20 protein-coding genes are annotated in these 17864 nt (G+C 42.6%); 10 read left to right on the top strand and 10 right to left on the bottom strand.

What is annotated here, in order from left to right; all coding sequences use genetic code 11:
• Positions 1-98 precede the first annotated feature (98 nt).
• From ADU24_RS18625 to ADU24_RS18600, 6 genes are all read right to left on the bottom strand, one after another.
• Complete coding sequence (locus ADU24_RS18625; protein WP_053368038.1) at positions 99-998, bottom strand: EamA family transporter; 900 nt, start codon at positions 996-998, stop codon at positions 99-101.
• 353 nt (positions 999-1351) lie between these two features.
• A complete protein-coding gene (gene gnd / locus ADU24_RS18620; protein WP_053368037.1) occupies positions 1352-2758 on the bottom strand; it encodes a decarboxylating NADP(+)-dependent phosphogluconate dehydrogenase in 1407 nt (468 codons plus the stop codon).
• A gap of 315 nt (positions 2759-3073) precedes the next feature.
• Positions 3074-4420 (bottom strand): GntP family permease, encoded by a 1347-nt coding sequence (locus tag ADU24_RS18615; protein ID WP_053368036.1) that lies wholly within the window; start codon positions 4418-4420, stop codon positions 3074-3076.
• Between the two features lie 18 nt (positions 4421-4438).
• Positions 4439-5977: a gluconokinase gene (gene gntK / locus ADU24_RS18610; RefSeq protein WP_053368035.1), complete on the bottom strand. Its 1539-nt coding sequence runs from the start codon at positions 5975-5977 to the stop codon at positions 4439-4441.
• The gene (locus tag ADU24_RS18605) at positions 5970-6716 is read right to left on the bottom strand and encodes a GntR family transcriptional regulator (protein WP_442853744.1); all 747 of its coding nucleotides are present in this window, start codon (positions 6714-6716) and stop codon (positions 5970-5972) included. The genes gntK and ADU24_RS18605 overlap by 8 nt, the downstream gene beginning before the upstream one ends.
• Before the next feature lie 178 nt (positions 6717-6894).
• Positions 6895-7641: a class I SAM-dependent methyltransferase gene (locus tag ADU24_RS18600; protein WP_053368033.1), complete on the bottom strand. Its 747-nt coding sequence runs from the start codon at positions 7639-7641 to the stop codon at positions 6895-6897.
• Positions 7642-7813: 172 nt separating this feature from the next.
• Between ADU24_RS18600 and ADU24_RS18595 the strand changes: the two genes are divergently transcribed.
• The 5 genes from ADU24_RS18595 (at position 7814) to ADU24_RS18575 (ending at position 11187) form a co-directional block, all read left to right on the top strand.
• Positions 7814-8431 (top strand): NUDIX hydrolase, encoded by a 618-nt coding sequence (locus tag ADU24_RS18595; RefSeq protein ID WP_053368032.1) that lies wholly within the window; start codon positions 7814-7816, stop codon positions 8429-8431.
• Between the two features lie 102 nt (positions 8432-8533).
• Positions 8534-9766, top strand: a complete 1233-nt coding sequence (locus ADU24_RS18590) for an RNA-splicing ligase RtcB (protein ID WP_053368031.1) — start codon at positions 8534-8536, stop codon at positions 9764-9766.
• A gap of 373 nt (positions 9767-10139) precedes the next feature.
• The gene (locus ADU24_RS23155; RefSeq protein ID WP_156324631.1) at positions 10140-10400 is read left to right on the top strand and encodes a hypothetical protein; all 261 of its coding nucleotides are present in this window, start codon (positions 10140-10142) and stop codon (positions 10398-10400) included.
• Between the two features lie 166 nt (positions 10401-10566).
• Positions 10567-10944, top strand: coding sequence for an SET domain-containing protein (locus ADU24_RS18580; RefSeq protein ID WP_053368029.1), 378 nt, complete (start codon positions 10567-10569; stop codon positions 10942-10944).
• Between the two features lie 33 nt (positions 10945-10977).
• On the top strand, positions 10978-11187 hold the full coding sequence (locus ADU24_RS18575) for a hypothetical protein (RefSeq protein WP_053368028.1): 210 nt from the start codon (positions 10978-10980) through the stop codon (positions 11185-11187).
• Between the two features lie 72 nt (positions 11188-11259).
• Here the strand turns inward: ADU24_RS18575 and ADU24_RS18570 are convergent, their stop codons facing one another.
• Positions 11260-11679 carry a GNAT family N-acetyltransferase gene (locus tag ADU24_RS18570; RefSeq protein ID WP_053368027.1) on the bottom strand — a complete coding sequence of 140 codons (420 nt, stop codon included), beginning with the start codon at positions 11677-11679 and terminating at the stop codon, positions 11260-11262.
• 122 nt (positions 11680-11801) lie between these two features.
• On the opposite strand from ADU24_RS18570, the gene ADU24_RS18565 reads away from it, so the two are divergent.
• Positions 11802-12383: a hypothetical protein gene (locus ADU24_RS18565; RefSeq protein ID WP_053368026.1), complete on the top strand. Its 582-nt coding sequence runs from the start codon at positions 11802-11804 to the stop codon at positions 12381-12383.
• A 105-nt stretch (positions 12384-12488) separates the two neighbouring features.
• Here ADU24_RS18565 and ADU24_RS18560 read toward each other — a convergent pair whose 3' ends face one another.
• Positions 12489-12713 (bottom strand): hypothetical protein, encoded by a 225-nt coding sequence (locus ADU24_RS18560; RefSeq protein ID WP_156324630.1) that lies wholly within the window; start codon positions 12711-12713, stop codon positions 12489-12491.
• Positions 12714-12851: 138 nt separating this feature from the next.
• Here ADU24_RS18560 and ADU24_RS18555 point away from each other — a divergent pair, with 138 nt between their 5' ends.
• Entirely contained in the window at positions 12852-13268 is a 417-nt protein-coding gene (locus ADU24_RS18555; RefSeq protein ID WP_053368024.1) for a hypothetical protein, read from the top strand.
• 98 nt (positions 13269-13366) lie between these two features.
• On the opposite strand, the gene ADU24_RS18550 is transcribed toward ADU24_RS18555, so the two are convergent.
• Complete coding sequence (locus tag ADU24_RS18550) at positions 13367-13672, bottom strand: monooxygenase (protein ID WP_053368023.1); 306 nt, start codon at positions 13670-13672, stop codon at positions 13367-13369.
• 207 nt (positions 13673-13879) lie between these two features.
• On the opposite strand from ADU24_RS18550, the gene ADU24_RS18545 reads away from it, so the two are divergent.
• From ADU24_RS18545 to ADU24_RS18530, 3 genes are all read left to right on the top strand, one after another.
• A complete protein-coding gene (locus tag ADU24_RS18545) occupies positions 13880-14257 on the top strand; it encodes a hypothetical protein (protein WP_053368022.1) in 378 nt (125 codons plus the stop codon).
• Positions 14258-15125: 868 nt separating this feature from the next.
• Positions 15126-15509: a nucleoside 2-deoxyribosyltransferase gene (locus ADU24_RS18535; protein ID WP_053368020.1), complete on the top strand. Its 384-nt coding sequence runs from the start codon at positions 15126-15128 to the stop codon at positions 15507-15509.
• Positions 15510-15611: 102 nt separating this feature from the next.
• Complete coding sequence (locus ADU24_RS18530) at positions 15612-16586, top strand: NAD(P)-dependent alcohol dehydrogenase (RefSeq protein ID WP_053368019.1); 975 nt, start codon at positions 15612-15614, stop codon at positions 16584-16586.
• 104 nt (positions 16587-16690) lie between these two features.
• Here the strand turns inward: ADU24_RS18530 and ADU24_RS18525 are convergent, their stop codons facing one another.
• On the bottom strand, positions 16691-17797 hold the full coding sequence (locus tag ADU24_RS18525; protein ID WP_053368018.1) for a carbohydrate kinase: 1107 nt from the start codon (positions 17795-17797) through the stop codon (positions 16691-16693).
• Between the last annotated feature and the right edge of the window lie 67 nt (positions 17798-17864).

The following is a 17864-nucleotide window of genomic DNA, read 5'->3' as shown; positions in this document are numbered from 1 at the left end:
GGGCCAAGCCTGACTGCGTTAAAGCAGAACGGCCTTGGCCCTTTTGGAATTTGTAGGCGCCATGCTATATGCAAACGATTCCTTTTTTTAAAAAAAACCTACCCCTCAACATCCTTCCTGAATTTAAACAGACTGCCGCCGAGCTCATTCAAAACAATGGCTGCCAGAATAATCGCTGTGCCCAGCCACTGAAGCGGGGTCACCGCTTCTGATAAAATTACGCTCGCTGATACGATGGCAATTGGCAATTCGATGGATGTTAGAATATTGGCGATGCCGCCTGAAACCAATGGCGCGCCGACCGCGAAAAATAGTGGGGGCAGGACTGACCCGAACAGCGAAGCGCCTGCGGCGAACGTAAATAAGTTTGCCTCCAATGGAACGACAGTCGGGATTTCACGCATAAAGACGACAAAAACCAGAATGGCGGACCCGGTTGCCATGAAAGAAGTCCGAGTCAGGGGGCTCACATTTACGGCAATTTTCCCACTGAAAAAAATAAATCCCGCATAGGTGAATGCAGATAGGATGCCAAATAGATAACCCTTAAAAGGAAGCCCCTGCATGTCGCCAGACACATTTGAAGCGAAAAAGACGCCAATCAAAATTAAAACGATAGCCAATATAGTTACAGGCGCAGGCTTGATTTTGCTGAAAATCCATTCCAGGATAATTCCAATCCAAACAAATTGGAACATTAAAATGATGGCCAATGACGCTGGAAGATATTGCATTGCGCCATAATAGAAAATACTTGTTAACCCAATAAAACAGCCCGTCATCATCAATTGGAGAATGTTTTTCTTATTCAGCCCTTTGAACCCAGAGCGTGTTATCAGCGTTAAAGACCAAATTAATAGAAATGAAATACTCATCTGAACGATATTAATCTGGCCCAGCGAGTAGCCGTGGCTAAATCCCAATTTTGCAAATATCGGGGTAAACCCAAAACATCCGGCGCCAATTAATATAAATAAAATGCCTTTATTTATTTTCAAAACAAAACCCCCTCACACAAAAAAACTAACAAACAGTTATTATACCATGATTGGGAAAACACTGTTCAAGGAAAGTTTTGAGAGGGAGGTTTAGTAGCCGGGGGCCATTTGTTGTCCAAATCCCTTGCTTCATTTAACGCCAAAGCTGCTATGCCCAATGTTTGGACAGCAAAGTGCAATTCCAGGGGTTGTGTGTCCAACGCAAAGTATGGATAAGGGAACGTAAAACAGACCAACCCAATTTAAAGTACGAATAAGAAATTGCAACACTTCTAAAAAGCAATATGAGCCCCAATTCGGTAAAAATCAGGGACTCATACAGCTCCAAAAACGAAAGAATCACTTCATTAAATTTACGCCTGCCAGTTTGTGTGGAAGAACCCTTCTGCGTCAATTCGTTCATACGTGTGGGCCCCGAAGTAATCACGTTGTGCCTGAAGCAGGTTTGCACTCGACATGCCAGTACGGTAACTGTCGTAATACGTAAGCGCGGCACTTAAGCCTGGGAACGAGATGCCGGAAGTTATCCCCTCGCAAACCACTTTTCGCAGGCCTGCTTGGTACTCTTTTACTTTTTCGGTGAAATACGGCGCGACCAACAAGTTTGCCAAGTTTGGCTGCTCACCATATATTTCGCCGATTACGTTTAAAAACTCGGCGCGAATGATGCAGCCGCCCCTGAATATGAGGGCAATATCCTTTAAAGGCAAGTCCCACCCGTACAGATCGGACGTCATTTTATATTGCGTAAATCCTTGTGCATAAGCACAAACCTTTCCCATATATAAAGCCTGTCTCACATAGTCAATCCACAACTGTTTATCAAGGGTTTGCCCATCCATTTCGGGGCCGGTTAAAATATCTTGCGCCTTCATTCTTTCATCTTTTAATGCGGAAAGATACCGGGCAAACAATGATTCCGTAATGATTGAAGTTGGGATTCCATTATCAATTGCCTGAAGGCTCGTCCATTTCCCAGTTCCTTTTTGGCCAGCCTTATCGAGGATCACATCGATTAGCGGCAAGCCTGTTCGTTCATCTTTTTTCCTAAGAATCTCGGCTGTAATTTCGATTAAATAACTTTTCAGTTCACCTTGATTCCAGGACTCAAAAATGTCGGCGATTTCCTCAACAGGCAAGGCCAATCTTTTTCGTAAAAATGTATAGGCTTCTGCAATCAGCTGCATATCCGCATACTCGATTCCATTGTGGACCATTTTAACAAAATGTCCCGCGCCTTTTGGACCGATATACGTACAGCAAGGCTGATTGTCTACCTGGGCCGCGATTTTTGTAAGGATAGGGGCAGCTTTTTCATAGACGTCCTTATCCCCGCCCGGCATGATGGAAGGCCCTGTCAATGCGCCGACTTCCCCGCCGGAAATGCCAATACCCAAATAACCGATACCTTTTGGCTTCAGCTCTTCATATCTGCGCGCGGTATCTTCAAAATGGGAATTGCCGCCGTCCATTATCACATCGCCAGCTTCAAGAAAAGGGAGTAATGACTGGATGACCGAATCAATCGGGCTTCCGGCGGTAACCATGAGGAAAATTTTTCTTGGGGTTTTTAAAGACTGGACAAAATCCTGAACTTCATAGTAAGGGGAAATCGACTTCCCGCTGCTTTTTTGAACGAGTTGATCTGTTAAATCCCTAGTATAATTGTAGACAGCAATTTGCTCACCTTTGCTGGCCATGTTTAAAGCGATATTGCTGCCCATTACTCCTAAGCCAATGACTCCAATTGTGTTCAACATGTATGCAAGACTCCTTTTTTAATAGATAAGGGGCAGTGCATCCCCGCGTAATGGCTAAGGGATATACTGCCCGGTTGGACAATTTTAAAAGCTCAGTTAAAGGTGAGTGTTGATTTAGATGAAGTTGATTGGAACGGAGGGGACTGACTCCGGCGGGATGCAGCGGCACGTGGAGACCCCACAGGCGTCTAGGACGCCGAGGAGGCTCCACGGTCCGCCCCGCGGAAAGCATGTCCCCGGAGTGGAAATCAACAATCAAGGATAACAGAGCCTTTTTAAAAAGAAATTGCGGCTTATCAGAATATAATTCTAAAATTAAACGATTAAGCTTAATAGCAATACGAATCCTAATCCCGCAACTGAGATGATTGTCTCAAGCAGGGTCCACGTTGCGAACGTTTCTTTCATGCTTAAGCCAAAATACTCTTTAAACATCCAGAAACCTGCGTCGTTAACGTGGGAAGCTATTAAACTACCAGCACCTGTTGCCAAAACGACCAAAGCAAGGTTCACATCAGTTTGGCCAAGCATTGGGATAACCAGTCCGGCAGTCGTCAACGCGGCGACAGTAGCTGACCCAAGGGAAATCCTCAAAATCGCGGCAATAATCCAGGCAAGCAGGATTGGGGACAGGGACGTTCCTTTGAACATTTCCGCTACATAATCACCGACACCGCCATTGATCAACACTTGTTTGAAGGCACCGCCGCCCCCAATAATGAGGAGCATCATCCCGATATGGGAAATCGCTGTTGTACAAGAATCCATAACGGTTTTGATTGGAATCTTTCTTGCAAGTCCCATCGTGTAGACAGCAACCAATAAGGAAATCAGCATCGCAGTACCGGCCTCACCGATAAAGCGGATGGCTGCCAGCAAGGAATTGTCTTCGAATCCCATTGTTTTTTGAAGCAATGTGATAATCGTTGCGATCGACATTAAAATAACAGGAAGGATAGCAGTGAACACACTAATTCCGAATCCAGGTGTTTCTTCTAGCTTAAATGACTTTTGCTCACCTAATGAAGCGATATTACCTGTTTTCGTAAAGGATTCCGGAACAAGCTTTTTAGCAAGCTTTGTAAAAATTGGCCCGGCAATCAGGACTGTAGGAATCGCAATAATGAACCCGTAAAGCAATACTTCACCAATGTCTGCGCCAAATTCACCTGCAATGACAGTCGGTCCCGGATGGGGAGGAAGGAATCCGTGTGTAACGGATAACGCAGCCGTCATTGGAATACCAAGATACAGAATCGAAACCCGTAATTGTTTTGAAATAGCAAAAACGATCGGGATTAATAGCACTAGACCTACTTCAAAGAACAATGCGACACCGATGATGAAGGAAGCAGCAACAACTGCCCATTGAATATTTTTCTCACCGAATTTATTCACGAGTGTCATCGCAATCCGTTGCGCGCCGCCCGCATCGGCGATCAGCTTACCCAACATTGCCCCAAGACCGAATATTAATGCCAAATGCCCAAGTGTTCCGCCAAGTCCGGCTTCAATCGTTTTGACGATTTCACCGAGCGGCATTCCCAGAGCCAAAGCAACGCCAAACGATACAATAATTAACGAAATAAACGTGTTTAATCTTAAGCCCATGATTAATAGTAGTAATGCTACAATTCCAATTGCTACAATGACTAATGGCATTGAATTTCCTCCTAAACGTTATCGTGTTGTTAAGCCCCTTTGATACTTTGCAATTCTGGAATAGTCATCTGTTAATGCTCTGGATAAGTCGATGAAAATCGGCAATAATTGCCTGTATTCTTTGACGGCATCTCCTTTCGGCGTATGTTTGTACGTGCTGCCAATCATTTCAGAAACGATTTCAAAGGATTCGATTTCTCCCAATGAATACAATCCTAAAATACAGGCGCCAAGGCATGAGCTTTCATAGCTTTCCGGCACGACGACCTCGGATTCAAAAATATCCGACATCATCTGCCGCCAGACCTCAGACCTTGCGAACCCTCCAGTTGCCTGAATGCGGGTGACAGGGCCATCCATGCATTCAATCAAAGCGAGAAATACTGTGTATAAATTGTATATAACGCCTTCTAGGGCGGCACGAACCATATGTTCTTTTTTGTGTGACATCGTTAAGCCGAAAAACGAACCGCGTACATCCGGATTCCACATCGGCGCCCGTTCACCAGCCAAATAGGGGTGAAACAACAGCCCATCAGCGCCTGGCCTTACCCCTGCGGCGATTTTTGTTAAAACTTCATAAGGGTCAATCCCCAATCTTTTCGCTGTCTCTACTTCCGCGGATGCAAATTCATCGCGAATCCAGCGCAAAACCATACCGCCATTGTTTACCGGTCCGCCAATAACCCAATGCTTTTCGGTTAAGGCGTAACAAAAAATCCTGCCTTTTTCATCTGTTTGCGGCTTGTCAATAATTGTCCGGATGGCGCCGCTTGTTCCAATCGTAACAGCAATTTCGCCTTTTCCAATTGCATTTACACCTAAATTCGAGAGCACCCCATCACTGGCGCCAATGACAAACGGGGTCTCTGGGTCAAGACCGATTTGCCTTGCCAGGTCCGGGTTGCAATTCGTAAACAGTTTTGTTGTCGGGACAAGTTCGGATAACTTGTCTCTAGAAACCCCGGCAACCGTTAATGCCTCTTCATCCCAATCAAGCGTTGTCAAATTCATCATTCCCATCGCCGAAGCAAGGGAGTAATCGACAACATATTGATCGAAGAATTTTTTGAAAACAAATTCCTTAATCCCGATATACTTCTTCGTTTTAGCGGCGATTTCCGGACGGTCATTCACGATCCAGGCAATTTTGGACAATGGCGACATCGGGTGCATCGGCGTTCCGGTCCGCTTATAAATCTCATGGCCATTCAGCTCATTTTTAATTTTGTGCGTCCACGCTTCACTCCGGTTATCAGCCCATGTAATGCATGGGGTCAGCGGCTCGTCATTCGCATCCATCGCAATAACGCTATGCATCGCACTGCTGAATGAAAGAAACATCAGCTTTTTGTCGGAATGCCGTTTCGTAACATTGGTAATCGCTTGCAAAACAGCCTGGAATATTTCTTCCGGGTCTTGTTCCGCAGTTGAAATGTCGGGTGTGTAAAGCGGATAGCCAATATTCTCCGTATGGATGACTTCGCCTTTTGCACTGAATAAAACAGCTTTTGTACTTGTGGTTCCAATATCGATTCCTAACATATAGTTAGTCATTTTCTTGTTCCACTCCTTCTGAAAGCATTTGCTGTGACCTCCACAGGTCTTCAACCTTTCCTTGGACATCATCAAAATTTTGGTGCAGCGACTTAATCATCAGGCTCCGGTCTTTCGTTTTGATTGCCTCAATATACAGGTCATGATTTTCCACAATCCGTTTAAAATCATCGTATTTTTCCTTGAAACGCATGCGCATGGATAAGAGAATGAAGCTTTCCATAACGGGTTTCAAATTATTCCAAATCATGAGGATGTAGGAATGATTAACGGCCCGAATAATTGTTTCATGGAACAAGACATCCTGGTAGGAAAACTCATCCGCATCATGATATTTGATGGCAACTTTCATCATTTCCTGAATTTTGCTGAGTTCTTTTACCAAATCGCTAACGTCCATTCTGACTAGCCGTTCGAAAACAAACGTTTCAATGAGCAGGCGGACATCATAAATTTCTTCAATTTCCTTTTCGCTTAAGCCGAGAACAACGGCGCCCATTCTTTCCAGCTGGATGATATTTTCAGATGCCAGTATTTTTAACGCATCACGAACAGGTGACCGGCTTACAGAAAAATCGGCAGCCAATTTGTTCTCTGATAAAGTGGTGCCGCTTTCAATCATGCCGGATATAATGCGCATTCTAAGCTCATATGCAATCCGGTCTCCGGTCGATGCTTTGGAAAGCCATTTCTCGGGATAGAGGTTTTCCATCCATTTTCCTCCTAATGAATCGAGCAAGTATACTTGTATACAAGTATTATAATATAATTTTTTGAAATGTAAACGCTTTTTTAAAAGTCTTTTATCTTAGTGTTTATAAAGGATTCCTCCCCCCACACACCAAAAGATGCGTCTATCTGCTAGCGATAAACGCACCTTTTTGTTAATTAATAAGGAAAAGGATTTAATTTTCCAACTATAATTTCCTGGCTTTAATGATTAGCGTAGTCGGAAGCAAGTGAGCTTTTTCATAAGAATACCAGCTATTGGAGTGTCGTTGAATATCCGTTTCCGATAAACAGGCATCCTCGACTACTTTTTCAATCACGAATCCATTCTTGATTAATGTATTTATGTAAGTACTCAACCTGTATTGCTGCATGATGGCCGGGTGGCTCCATGCTTCATGCTCATAAGGGCCTTCGTCATGATACGATTTAGTAAACGCAAGTGTGCCGTCGATAGCTTTAACACGATTGAACAACGGATGCTCCCAGCTAAAAATGAAGAGGCCGCCCTGCTTTAAATATGAATGGACATTTCTTAATGTCTGATTAAGGTCAGCGGTCCATCCCAAAGCGTAAATAGAGAAGACGATATCAAAGTAATCAATGGGAACGCCCGGGTTTTCCTCCATTGGTGATTCAAATAACTTAATAGGGGTCTTTGACCTTTTTAATAATTCCCTCGCCGCGTTTATCTGTGTTTTCGATAAATCCAGTCCCCATAACTCACGGGCGTTTTTCGAATCTAAATAGTTTAATGAATGTCCGCTGCCACAGCCAATCTCCAATAACTTCAAATCGTCCACATCGCCGAAAAGATGTAAATCTTCCTCGTTGGGAGCCAAGGGCCCGTATTCAGGGAGTGGATTCCTGCCATAAAAACGGTGTGCCACCTCATCCCAACTTTTTTTATTTACACCAATTGCATCAATAGTCATAGCTCATCCTCCATCAGTTGATAAGAACATATATTCTCTAACTGATGTAGATGTCCTGCTAAAATGTCGGTAATTTTAAAAGAGAATACTTGGAGAATTGAACGCGCATTTGTTAAGCTCATAGGTGAAATATGGTAAAATTCCCATATAACTGTATAGGTGGTGAACAAAGATGGAGCCTAAATGGCTAGATTGGTCGAAACAGCTTCAATCGATTGCACAGGCCGGGTTGGCATATTCCAAGGATGTTTATGACCTGGAGAGGTTCGAAGAGATAAGAAAAATAAGTGTTGAAATCATGTCCCAGTACACTGGTTTGGACAAACAAATTATTGCCGATTTATTTGCGAATGAAACTGGTTATGCAACTCCGAAGGTTGATATTCGGGCTGTTGTTTTTAGGGAGAACAAAATTTTAATGGTCAGAGAAAATACTGATGGAGGCTGGTCATTGCCAGGCGGCTGGGCTGACATAGGGTTAACTCCAAGTGAAGTGGCTGTCAAAGAAGTAAAAGAAGAATCAGGGTTTGATGTCAAAGCGGTAAATCTGATAGGCGTTCTTGATAAAAAGTGCCATCCGCACCCACCATCGCCCTATCATACATATAAACTTTTTTACCAATGCGAAATTGTTGGCGGGCAGCCGAAGAAAGGGATTGAAACAAGCGCAGTCGGTTTTTTTGGGGAAAATGAGCTGCCCCCACTATCAATAGAGAGAAATACGGAATCTCAGATTCAGCTGGCTTTTAAACACTTGCATAATCCGCGAGAACCTGTCTCGTTTGATTGATTCATAAAGAGAAGGATAAATTGTCGCACGATACGCCATTGATGGAATGGGCGTCCCGTGGTAGCCTAAAAGTAGTTTGTTAAATTAAGGGAGAGAACACGAGTGATTAAGATAAAAGGCGCCCACACAGAAGCAACAGTGTTTTCCAATTATCCTCAGGAAACTGCGCTTGAACAGATTCAGGAATTGTGCAACCAAGCTTTCTTGCAGGATGCGAAAATTAGCATTATGCCGGACTATCATGCAGGGAAAGGCTGTGTGATTGGAACAACGATTCAGTTAAAGGATAAGGTCGTCCCGAACCTGGTCGGTGTTGATGTTGGCTGCGGCGTCCTCACCGTAAAGCTTCAGGATAAAACTGTAGATTTCAATAAGCTGGATCACGTTATTCGGAACAAGGTGCCAAGTGGAATGGACATCCATACCGAGGAGACCGTGGGGCAAATCAGGACGAATTTTCCTCCTGTAAAAGAATTCAAAGCCGAACACATACTGAGTGAGAGTAAAAGCCTGCACTCCCTGGGAACCCTGGGGGGAGGAAATCATTTCATCGAGGTTTCAACGGATTCGGAAGGGCATCATTATTTGACGATCCATACGGGGAGCCGCTATGTCGGATCAAGAATCGCCACCTATTATCAAAAAGTCGCAATCTCAAAGCTTCGCAATAATGATTTAACCGAAATAATTGAAAAGCTAAAAGCAGAAGGACGCCAAAAGGAAATCCAGAGCGTTATTCAAGCCTACCAAGAAAGAACGCCTGTCATCCCAAATGATTTGGCCTATTTGGAAGGCGCTGATTTTCACGATTATATCCATGACATGAAACTGGCCCAGGCGTATGCAAAGGCAAACAGGGAAGAAATTGCGCGAGCTATTATTGAAAATTTGGGATTTGAGGAGGTGGACCGTTTCGATACGGTTCATAACTATATAGATACCGAGAACCTGATTTTGCGAAAAGGAGCAGTTTCGGCCCAAAAAGGGGAGCGCCTCATCATTCCAATCAACATGAGGGACGGGTCGATCCTTGCAGTCGGCAAAGGCAACGAAGAGTGGAATTTTTCCGCGCCACATGGAGCGGGCCGCCTCCTTAGCCGGACGAAAGCTAGGAAGGCGTTAAGCATGGATGACTTCCAGAACACAATGAAAGGCATTTGGACGACATCCATTTCCGAAGAAACATTGGACGAAGCTCCTATGGCATACAAATCAATGAACGAGATTTTGGAGAAGGCTGAGGAAACTGTAGAAATCTCCACCTTCATAAAGCCGGTCTATAACTTTAAGGCCAGCGAAAAATTTACTCCAGGAAGATACAAAAAGAAAAAATAATTGTCTTCCTCAAAACTGTGCGTCAATCCCATGAGGATTGGCGCATTTTTTTAAAAAACGAATGAGTAGATTTGAAGATAGAATAGTAGGGGTGATTTTTATCAATTCAAGAAAACTGGTAATTTATGCGTTTGTTTTACTGCTTGCCGGGTCTATCAGTTTGAATTTGTATCAGTATAAACAGAACCGGGATTTTCAACAATTCGTTGGGACTGCTTTTCAAGCTACAGTCCGAAACACCATTTTTGATCTCGGTACCCCTGCCACATTTTGGGTGAAAGAGCTGAAAAAAGAGAATGGGCGCGTGCCTTTAGAGAGGCATATTGTGGAGTTGGAAGCGAATGCTCGAAATTTTTTTTATATGGGCGGGAAAATGAGGATGATCGGAGACCAGCTGCATTATTTATCAAAATTATACCGGAACTTGGCCGAAGCAGTGAATTCAGATACAGAGGATGTTGGCGAGCTTCACGCACAAATTGAAGACCTAAGAAGTTTCATCATTAATGTTTTAAGGGAAACAGACAATGCTTTAGGGGAGGATCAGATTATGTGGTTTCATGAACTATCCAATCCGGACTCCCGAACGTCCAAGCAATTTTGGATGGAATTCAAAGCACATGAAAGAAAATAGTATGTTTTGGAGGAACCTGCCCAAATGGATGGGTAATCGGGGTTAAAAAGTGGTTTTTGTTTAGTCCCGTCGCTGAACTGGGCATAATTTTGATAATAGAGAACTAAACGTATTCAATTTATGGTACAGTTAGATAGAAAATTTTAAAAGTGAGAAGGCGAGCTACATGATTGAAATAAAAACATCTTCACTTAGTGATGGAGAATTCAATAGAGGCGTATTTGCGAAACGGGATATCAAAAAAGGGGAGCTTATACACGAGGCTCCTGTCATTGCTTATCCGAATGACCAGCATGAACATATAGAGAAAACCTTGCTTGCTGACTATGCGTTTGAGTATGGCATTAACCATACTGCAATCCTGCTTGGTTACGGGATGCTATTTAACCACTCGTATGAACCGAATGCAACGTATGATATCAATTTTGATAACCACACGTTCGATTTCTTTGCTTACAAAGATATTAAAGCGGGGGAAGAAATTCTTATCAATTACAATGGCGACGTTGATGACAAGGAAGAACTCTGGTTTAATAAGGAATAAAACGATGCGCACCTATTGCGGAGGAATTAGTTAATGAATAAAAGATGGACGATTGACAAGATCAAGGAATTTGTTGAAAAAAATTCAGATAGTAAATTGCTATCGACGGAATACCACGGTTTTTCGCAAAAGCTGCTTTTTAAATGTGTATGTGGCAGCAATTTTGAAAAAACATTTACAAAGTTTAAAAACAACCACCAGCGTAAATGTGACGTGTGCCAGCCGCCGAAAGCATCACGCTAAAATGAATAGCCAATAGACATAGCGCCGATTTCTTTTTTAGAGAAAAAGGCGCTATTTTTTTCAAAATGCCTGTTAATTGCTGCTTCTCACAAGAATATGCATACCAGGAGCATCGGAAGGACGGACATGAAAACCAAACATTTCATAAAATCCTACTTTTCCCTTGGCGCAGGAGAGCTGAATAAAATTCACATTGGATTTCTTACAGTGATCCATCAACATTTGCATGATTTTCTTTCCGATCCCTTGTCCTTGGAAGTCGGGATGGACGATTAAATCACAAATAAAGGTTTGGTAAAGACCGTCAGAAACAATTCTTCCAAATCCAACTAAGTGATTGTCCTTTCGTGCGGATACGGTATACCAACTATTTGAAATCGCTTTATGTAAAACATCATTAGAGTAACAAAAAGCGTTATTCCATCCAGTGGTCTCGTATAAATCAAAAAACTCTTCTTTAGAAGGAACCGATTCAAGATAAGCGATTTCCATTTTTGACCCCCAAAAGTGATTGTGTTTTCTACTATTTTTGACGTAAAAGGTTAAATAAGGTTTCGGATTGGAGAAGGGCTTGGCAAGTAGTTAAATCAGCAATTTGTAGGAGGAGGGGAAGCATGGCTAAATTTGAAATCACTTTTAGGACTGAACCTGACGAAAACCTGGTGGAAATCTTTAAAGATGAATATCAGGAATACGATTTCTGGGGCGAAATGGATATTATTATTGATGGGAAATCCTTTTTCAAAAGCTGCAGACCATCCTTTTATGAAAAATATTATGAGATGACCTCCACGATTTCAGACCGGGGGATTACTGTGCCGGTATTTCCTATGATTGAGGCAATTCTGGAAGGAATCGATAAAATTAGGGCAGAAGGAAAAACAGTAATAATTGAGGAGTATACAGGGCAGATTGGCAAATCAATGGTTTGGGACTTGGACGTTCAAGAGGGCAAACTAGTGATTGCGATCATGGACTGCTTTTTTGATGAAGAACATACTTGGTATGATGGAAGAGAGGTTTCTATTCAAAAAGAAATCCCTGTCTCAAACGTGAATGTCCTAATGAAAGAGGATGTCATTGAAGGAAGTATCCTTTCTATAAAAAACTATCTTTCGAACCTTACAGATAAGTATCCCGAATTAAAGGAGATGCGACATTTTAGAGATATTTTGAAAAGCGCAGGTTTAAAATAGACAATTTATCATAAGGAGTGAAAGGGAAAGAACTAGGTGCTTATCAAATCAATGGCCGCCAATTGAGGGTCCGAAGAAGTTCTTGAAATACTTTCGGATGAGGTTTCACTCACTACCGCCATCCCCGCCGCCATCCCCGTCTCCTCCTCCATCAGTTTGGTCACCACCAAAAAAGGTGTCGATTTTGCTAATTAGATTCGTTTCCTCGTTCACGTGGTTTTTTTGCTGCAAAAACTCACCTAATGACATGCTTTCCAAAAGTTGTTCCTTATCCTTGCGAAATAAAAAGGTGAAAAATAGTAATATCAATAAGATGATTAAACTAGTCAACATTGTAATACCCCCCAAACATATTTTATTATCAGTGGAAATAAAAAGACCATTGCGGAAAGGGATAAGACCAGTTTTAATGGGAGGACCGATATTTTAAAACCAAGTGTTGGGGATACTACCCTCGAGGTGGTATGGATGATTAAGAAGGTATTCGTTTGCATTTTAATCATGGGTTTTATTTCAATGCCCACTGCAGCTCAAACGCATCGACAAGTTGAAATATTTGATATCGGCAAAGGCAAAGTCGTTTTGACGGCGCAGCCAAATCCCAAGGTACAGCTGGAAGTCGGGCAATTCCTTGCAGGAATAACAGGGATTTACCCGAAAATAAATCCTGTTCCAAGCGAAGGCTTTATGGTTAGAGTTCCTTTGGAACCAAGTATCACGGTGAAAACTCAATTGTTTACCGGACCAGTCGATGAAGTCATCATTATTTTTCCCGCTTATGAAAATCCGCATCTTATGTTTTTCGACGACAAAGGCAGGGCGTTAGTCTTCAACTTTAAAGGTGATGCAGCCAGATTGTTGGAGTTGTTAAACTTTAAACCATAGGCCTTTTCGCAAAAGGGGGGGAAGGTTTAGGTTTTAGGGAGCTTCCCAATACAAAAAAGAGCAACGCCTTTACAGCCGCTGCCCCCGAAGTCGACCTCTTATTTAATCGGCGCGTTATTGATCAAGGATAATTCTTCGTGCACCTGAAAAATTTTCGCGCGAATAGGATCAAAGCCAAAGCTTTTCAAACGGGCTGAATGCATTTCCAGGAACTTTTGAGCACATTCTTCCGTTTCGAATAAATAGACCCCGCCGGCTTCTTTCGTCACCGGATTCTCAGTCCAAATTTTCCAGAGAACGCCTGGCTCCTCATTAATGCTTTTTGCCAAGTCTACTTTCTCCTTCATCTTTTCATCGCCAAATGGGCCATTCGATTTAAAATCGACTTGCAATAGGTACCTCAAGCTGAACACTCCTCGTTGTTTTTTACCATAATATCACCCTAACGAAAAATAACTGGCTATTATGCTCAAGAATGGGAAAACAAACTTGAAAAAATAGGTCGATTTCATGGAGTGGAAAAATAATTATAGAAAAATGTATCGTTTACCCTGGCCAAACGTCTAATTCATAAATAAGGATTTTTTTTGACAAAAAGGGGAGTGAAGCAGGTGAGAAAGAGGGCTTTTGCATTAGGCTTTGCGGGCATCGTAGCAATCGTATTTTTTTTGTTGTTTTTAAAAAAGGATGTCTCTTATCAGGAAATATCGCTTTCGCAAAATGAAATAAACAGCATGTTGGCAAATTTCCCTTCAAGTGAAACTCCCTTTACCGGGATAGCAGAAAGAGGCAAAAAGACCGAAGCCTTTATTGTTGGCCAGGTTGGGCAGCAGATCGAAATCATATCAGTTAGAAAATCGGAAAATGTAGGAATTGACGTCTTTTATAAAATGAGAGACGCCATTGATTCCAGTTCTGAGCGGCCAGTTGCGAAAGTTAGCTTCATGAACCCTTGGGGGAAACCAGTTGGATTTATAAAAGTGGATTAGGATTTTGGCAGGGATTGGGAAGGGCTTTCCGGTTTTTCTATTAGGAAAATCAATTTAAATTAAGTCAGGCTGCCACATGAATGGTATGAGGTTAAAGGAATTAAATGTTTTTTGAAAACTCTTCCGACTATAGGTAGGGTTTTTCCATTTTTTAATGGTATACTCACCTTAATTTACAACTATTTTGGATTAAAACGATTGGAGCGCAAAGCCTATGGTTTGGCTTTTAATATCATTACTAGGAGTAGTCCTTATAGTAGTTTCGATATTCTATTTTGTTCATGAAGCAAAGTTATTGGAAAACAAAAAAATGGGGACGATATCATTCCTCTTTGATTTCGTTTTTTCTGTGATGGGCGGAGTAATTTTGCTGGGGTTGCTTCTCTTTATTTTTGGAATAGTTAAGGCTGGAGGACTGTTGTGAGAATGACAAGGTTTGTTTTTTAACTTGCAATAATTATCATTGCCTTTGGAGGATTATGGATATGGGTTGAAGAACAGAATAATTTCTCAGCTGAAAAGTGGATGGCTGAACCCTTTGGGTGTGGGGAACTTGGTGATGATTTACTAACAACCTATCAACTGGTTGGCATGACGAAAAAGGAAATAATCAATTTATTGGGACAGACGGTGAACCAACAGATTTAGGCCATTCGGGAAAAAGGAGCAACAATGCCTAAGTATATAATTTAGGGCTGGAACCAGGTTTTATCAGTATCGGATGACACCTGGCTACTCGTTTACTTTGATAAAAACAATCGGGTTAGAGCTTTTAAACTAGCAATTGATTATAGATAAACGCCATGGTTTGAAAGGGACAAATTTTCATGAGGAAATAAATATTTCGGCTTAAAGCGGGGGATAAAGCATGAGAAAATTTTATGTTGCGTCGAGTTTTAAAAATATAGATCAAGTTCATGAAGTCAGTCAGCTGTTAATCAAGAAAGGCTACATTCAAACATATGATTGGACGAAGAATGAAAGAGCCTCAACGTATGAGGATTTAAAAGAAATAGGAGACCAAGAGAGAAATGCTGTAAAAGAAGCTGATTTATTAATAGTGTTATTTCCAGCGGGGAAAGGCAGTCATATAGAATTAGGAATTGCTTTAGGGCTAGGGAAAAAGATTTTTTTATACTCACCAAATGGTGAAGTGAATAATTTTGAGACGACTAGTACGTTTTATCACTTACCGGAAGTGGAGAAGTGTCTTGGAACTATTGAAGAGCTAGTTGAAATGGTAGAGGGATAGCCATTTTATTCAGCACCACCATCGCCATCACCCTTCACGTCCCCATATAATTATTTTTATTGTGAAAGAAGCTTCATAACAAAATAAAAGGAGAACCTTTTTATGAAAGCGATGGTTTACGATAAATACGGAACAACAGGGGTTCTGAATTTAACAGAAGTCGAGATGCCTGCTCCAAAGAGCAATGAAGTATTAGTAAAAGTTCATGCTGTATCCGTAAATTCGTGGGACTGGGATCTCCTGAGAGGAAAACCTTTTTTGGCTCGGCTTGGGGGACTGCTAAAGCCAAAATATAAGATACTTGGTGCGGATATAGCAGGGCGTGTAGAAGCAGTTGGCAGCGATGTAAATAATCTTCATATCGGTGATGAGGTATTTGGGGATATTTCCTGGTGTGGCTGGGGTGGATTTGCGGAATACGTTTGTGTTCGTGAAGATGCGTTGACGTTGAAACCAGCTGCTATGACTTTCGAGGAAGCGGCGGCAATGCCTCAAGCAGGAATCCTTGCCCTGCAGGGACTCAGGGATAGAGGGGGAATTCAGGCGGGCCAAAGGATTTTAATTAATGGGGCTGGCGGGGGAGTCGGGACGTTCGCTTTGCAAATTGCCAAATTATACGAAGCGGAAGTCACTTGTGTGGATAGTATGGGGAAATTGGCGATGCTCGATTCGCTTGGGGCAGACCATGTTATTGATTACACTCAAGAAGATTTCGCTCATAATGGACAGCTATATGATGTAATCCTGGATGTTGTGGGAACGAGGTCAATCTTTACCTACAGACGGGCATTAAATCCAAATGGTACATATGTGATGGTCGGTGGGGCGCTATCGCTTATTATGCAGGTATTGCTCCTAGGGCCAATGATTTCAAAAGCTGAAGGGAAGAAGTTGGGCATCTTGGTTCATAGGCCGAACAAAAAGGACCAAGACTTTTTAAAAGAGCTTTTCTTGGTAGGGAAGATAGTGCCGATTATAGATAGGCAATTTTCTTTAAGGGAAGCCGAAGAAGCGATTCGTTACCTTGGGGAAGGACATGCCAGGGGAAAAGTAATTATCCGGTTGGAAAATAAGTGATGACGCTTCAGAAAAGCTGTCGCACAAATCCGTATGAACGACAAAGAATCTCCGAAACCTAAAAAGCTGTCATGCAAATCACGGATGGATGCATGACAGCCCGGTCAACTAAGATTTTCTCCCGTATACTCCTCAACAAGCTCCTGGATTTTCTCGGGTTTTAAAAATGGCGAAATCGACTTTTCCGTTTGAAGTGTAAGAGCGGATCCGGCAAGGCCCAATTGGCAGGCCTCCAGTAATGATGTTCCGTTCATAAGCCCGTATATTGCACAAGAAGCAAATGCTTCGCCGGCTCCGGTGACATCGACAATCTCCGTTTCGAAAGCGGGCAAATGCCTGGATTCTTCCGCAGAGCAGTAATAGATCCCCTGATCGCCGAGCGTGATAATCACGTTTTGAACCCCGCGCTGCCTAATTTTCTCACAAGCTGTTTGGCAATCTTCAATTGAGTCAATCTTAATTCCGGCAAGAATTTCCGCTTCTTCCCGATTTGGGAGCATTAATTCGACCCCGTCAAGGCGGAAAGGAAGCTTTTGTGCCTTTGCCGTCGATACAGGGTCGATATACACAGGAATGTTCTCATCATTACAGCGTTTTATCAGGTAACTGATGCACTCCCTGGGAATATTCGTATCCAGATAGACGGCTTGCGAGGCGGCGATATGGGACCACTTTTCCTCGAACATTGAAATGGTCAGCTTTTCGTATATGTTCATATCAGCCATAGAAACAATGCTTTCCCCATCAATATCCAATAAAGTTGTAAAAGTCCCCGTCCGTTCGGTTGGCAGCACCCATACCTGGCTAACATCGACTCCCTGCCCCTTCGTTTCCTTCAGAATCCAGTTTCCTTCTTTGTCATCCCCGACACAAGTCATGAGCGAAGCGCTCACGCCGAGCCGGCTTAAATTTTCCGCGAAGTTCCGCGCTACTCCGCCGCAAGCCTCGGTTATTTTAACCGGATTGGAAGAATACAGGCGCACTTTCTTTTCCGTTCGTGCTTTCCGGTCCGTATTCGCCCCTCCGATGCAAATGATTGATGATTCTTCCCTTAGAATGTAGCCGCGCCCTTTTATCTCGCCTCGCCTCGTCAAATTGCTAATATAGTTCGCAACTGCAGGCCGCGATAACCCGACTATGCTGGACAATTCCTGTTGGGAAATAAACGGGTTCATTCTTATATGATGCAAAATTTGCTTTTCTTTATCCATGGAAGATTCCACTCCCCTTCAAACAATAGATTATTCCATAAACAAACGTTTGTAAACGCTTAATTTT

The organism is Bacillus sp. FJAT-27245, from assembly GCF_001273955.1.
Classification (GTDB): Bacteria; Bacillota; Bacilli; order Bacillales; family Cytobacillaceae; genus Bacillus_D.
The sequence above is the reverse complement of the archived record's forward strand: the minus strand, read 5'-3'. Positions and strand labels throughout refer to the sequence as shown.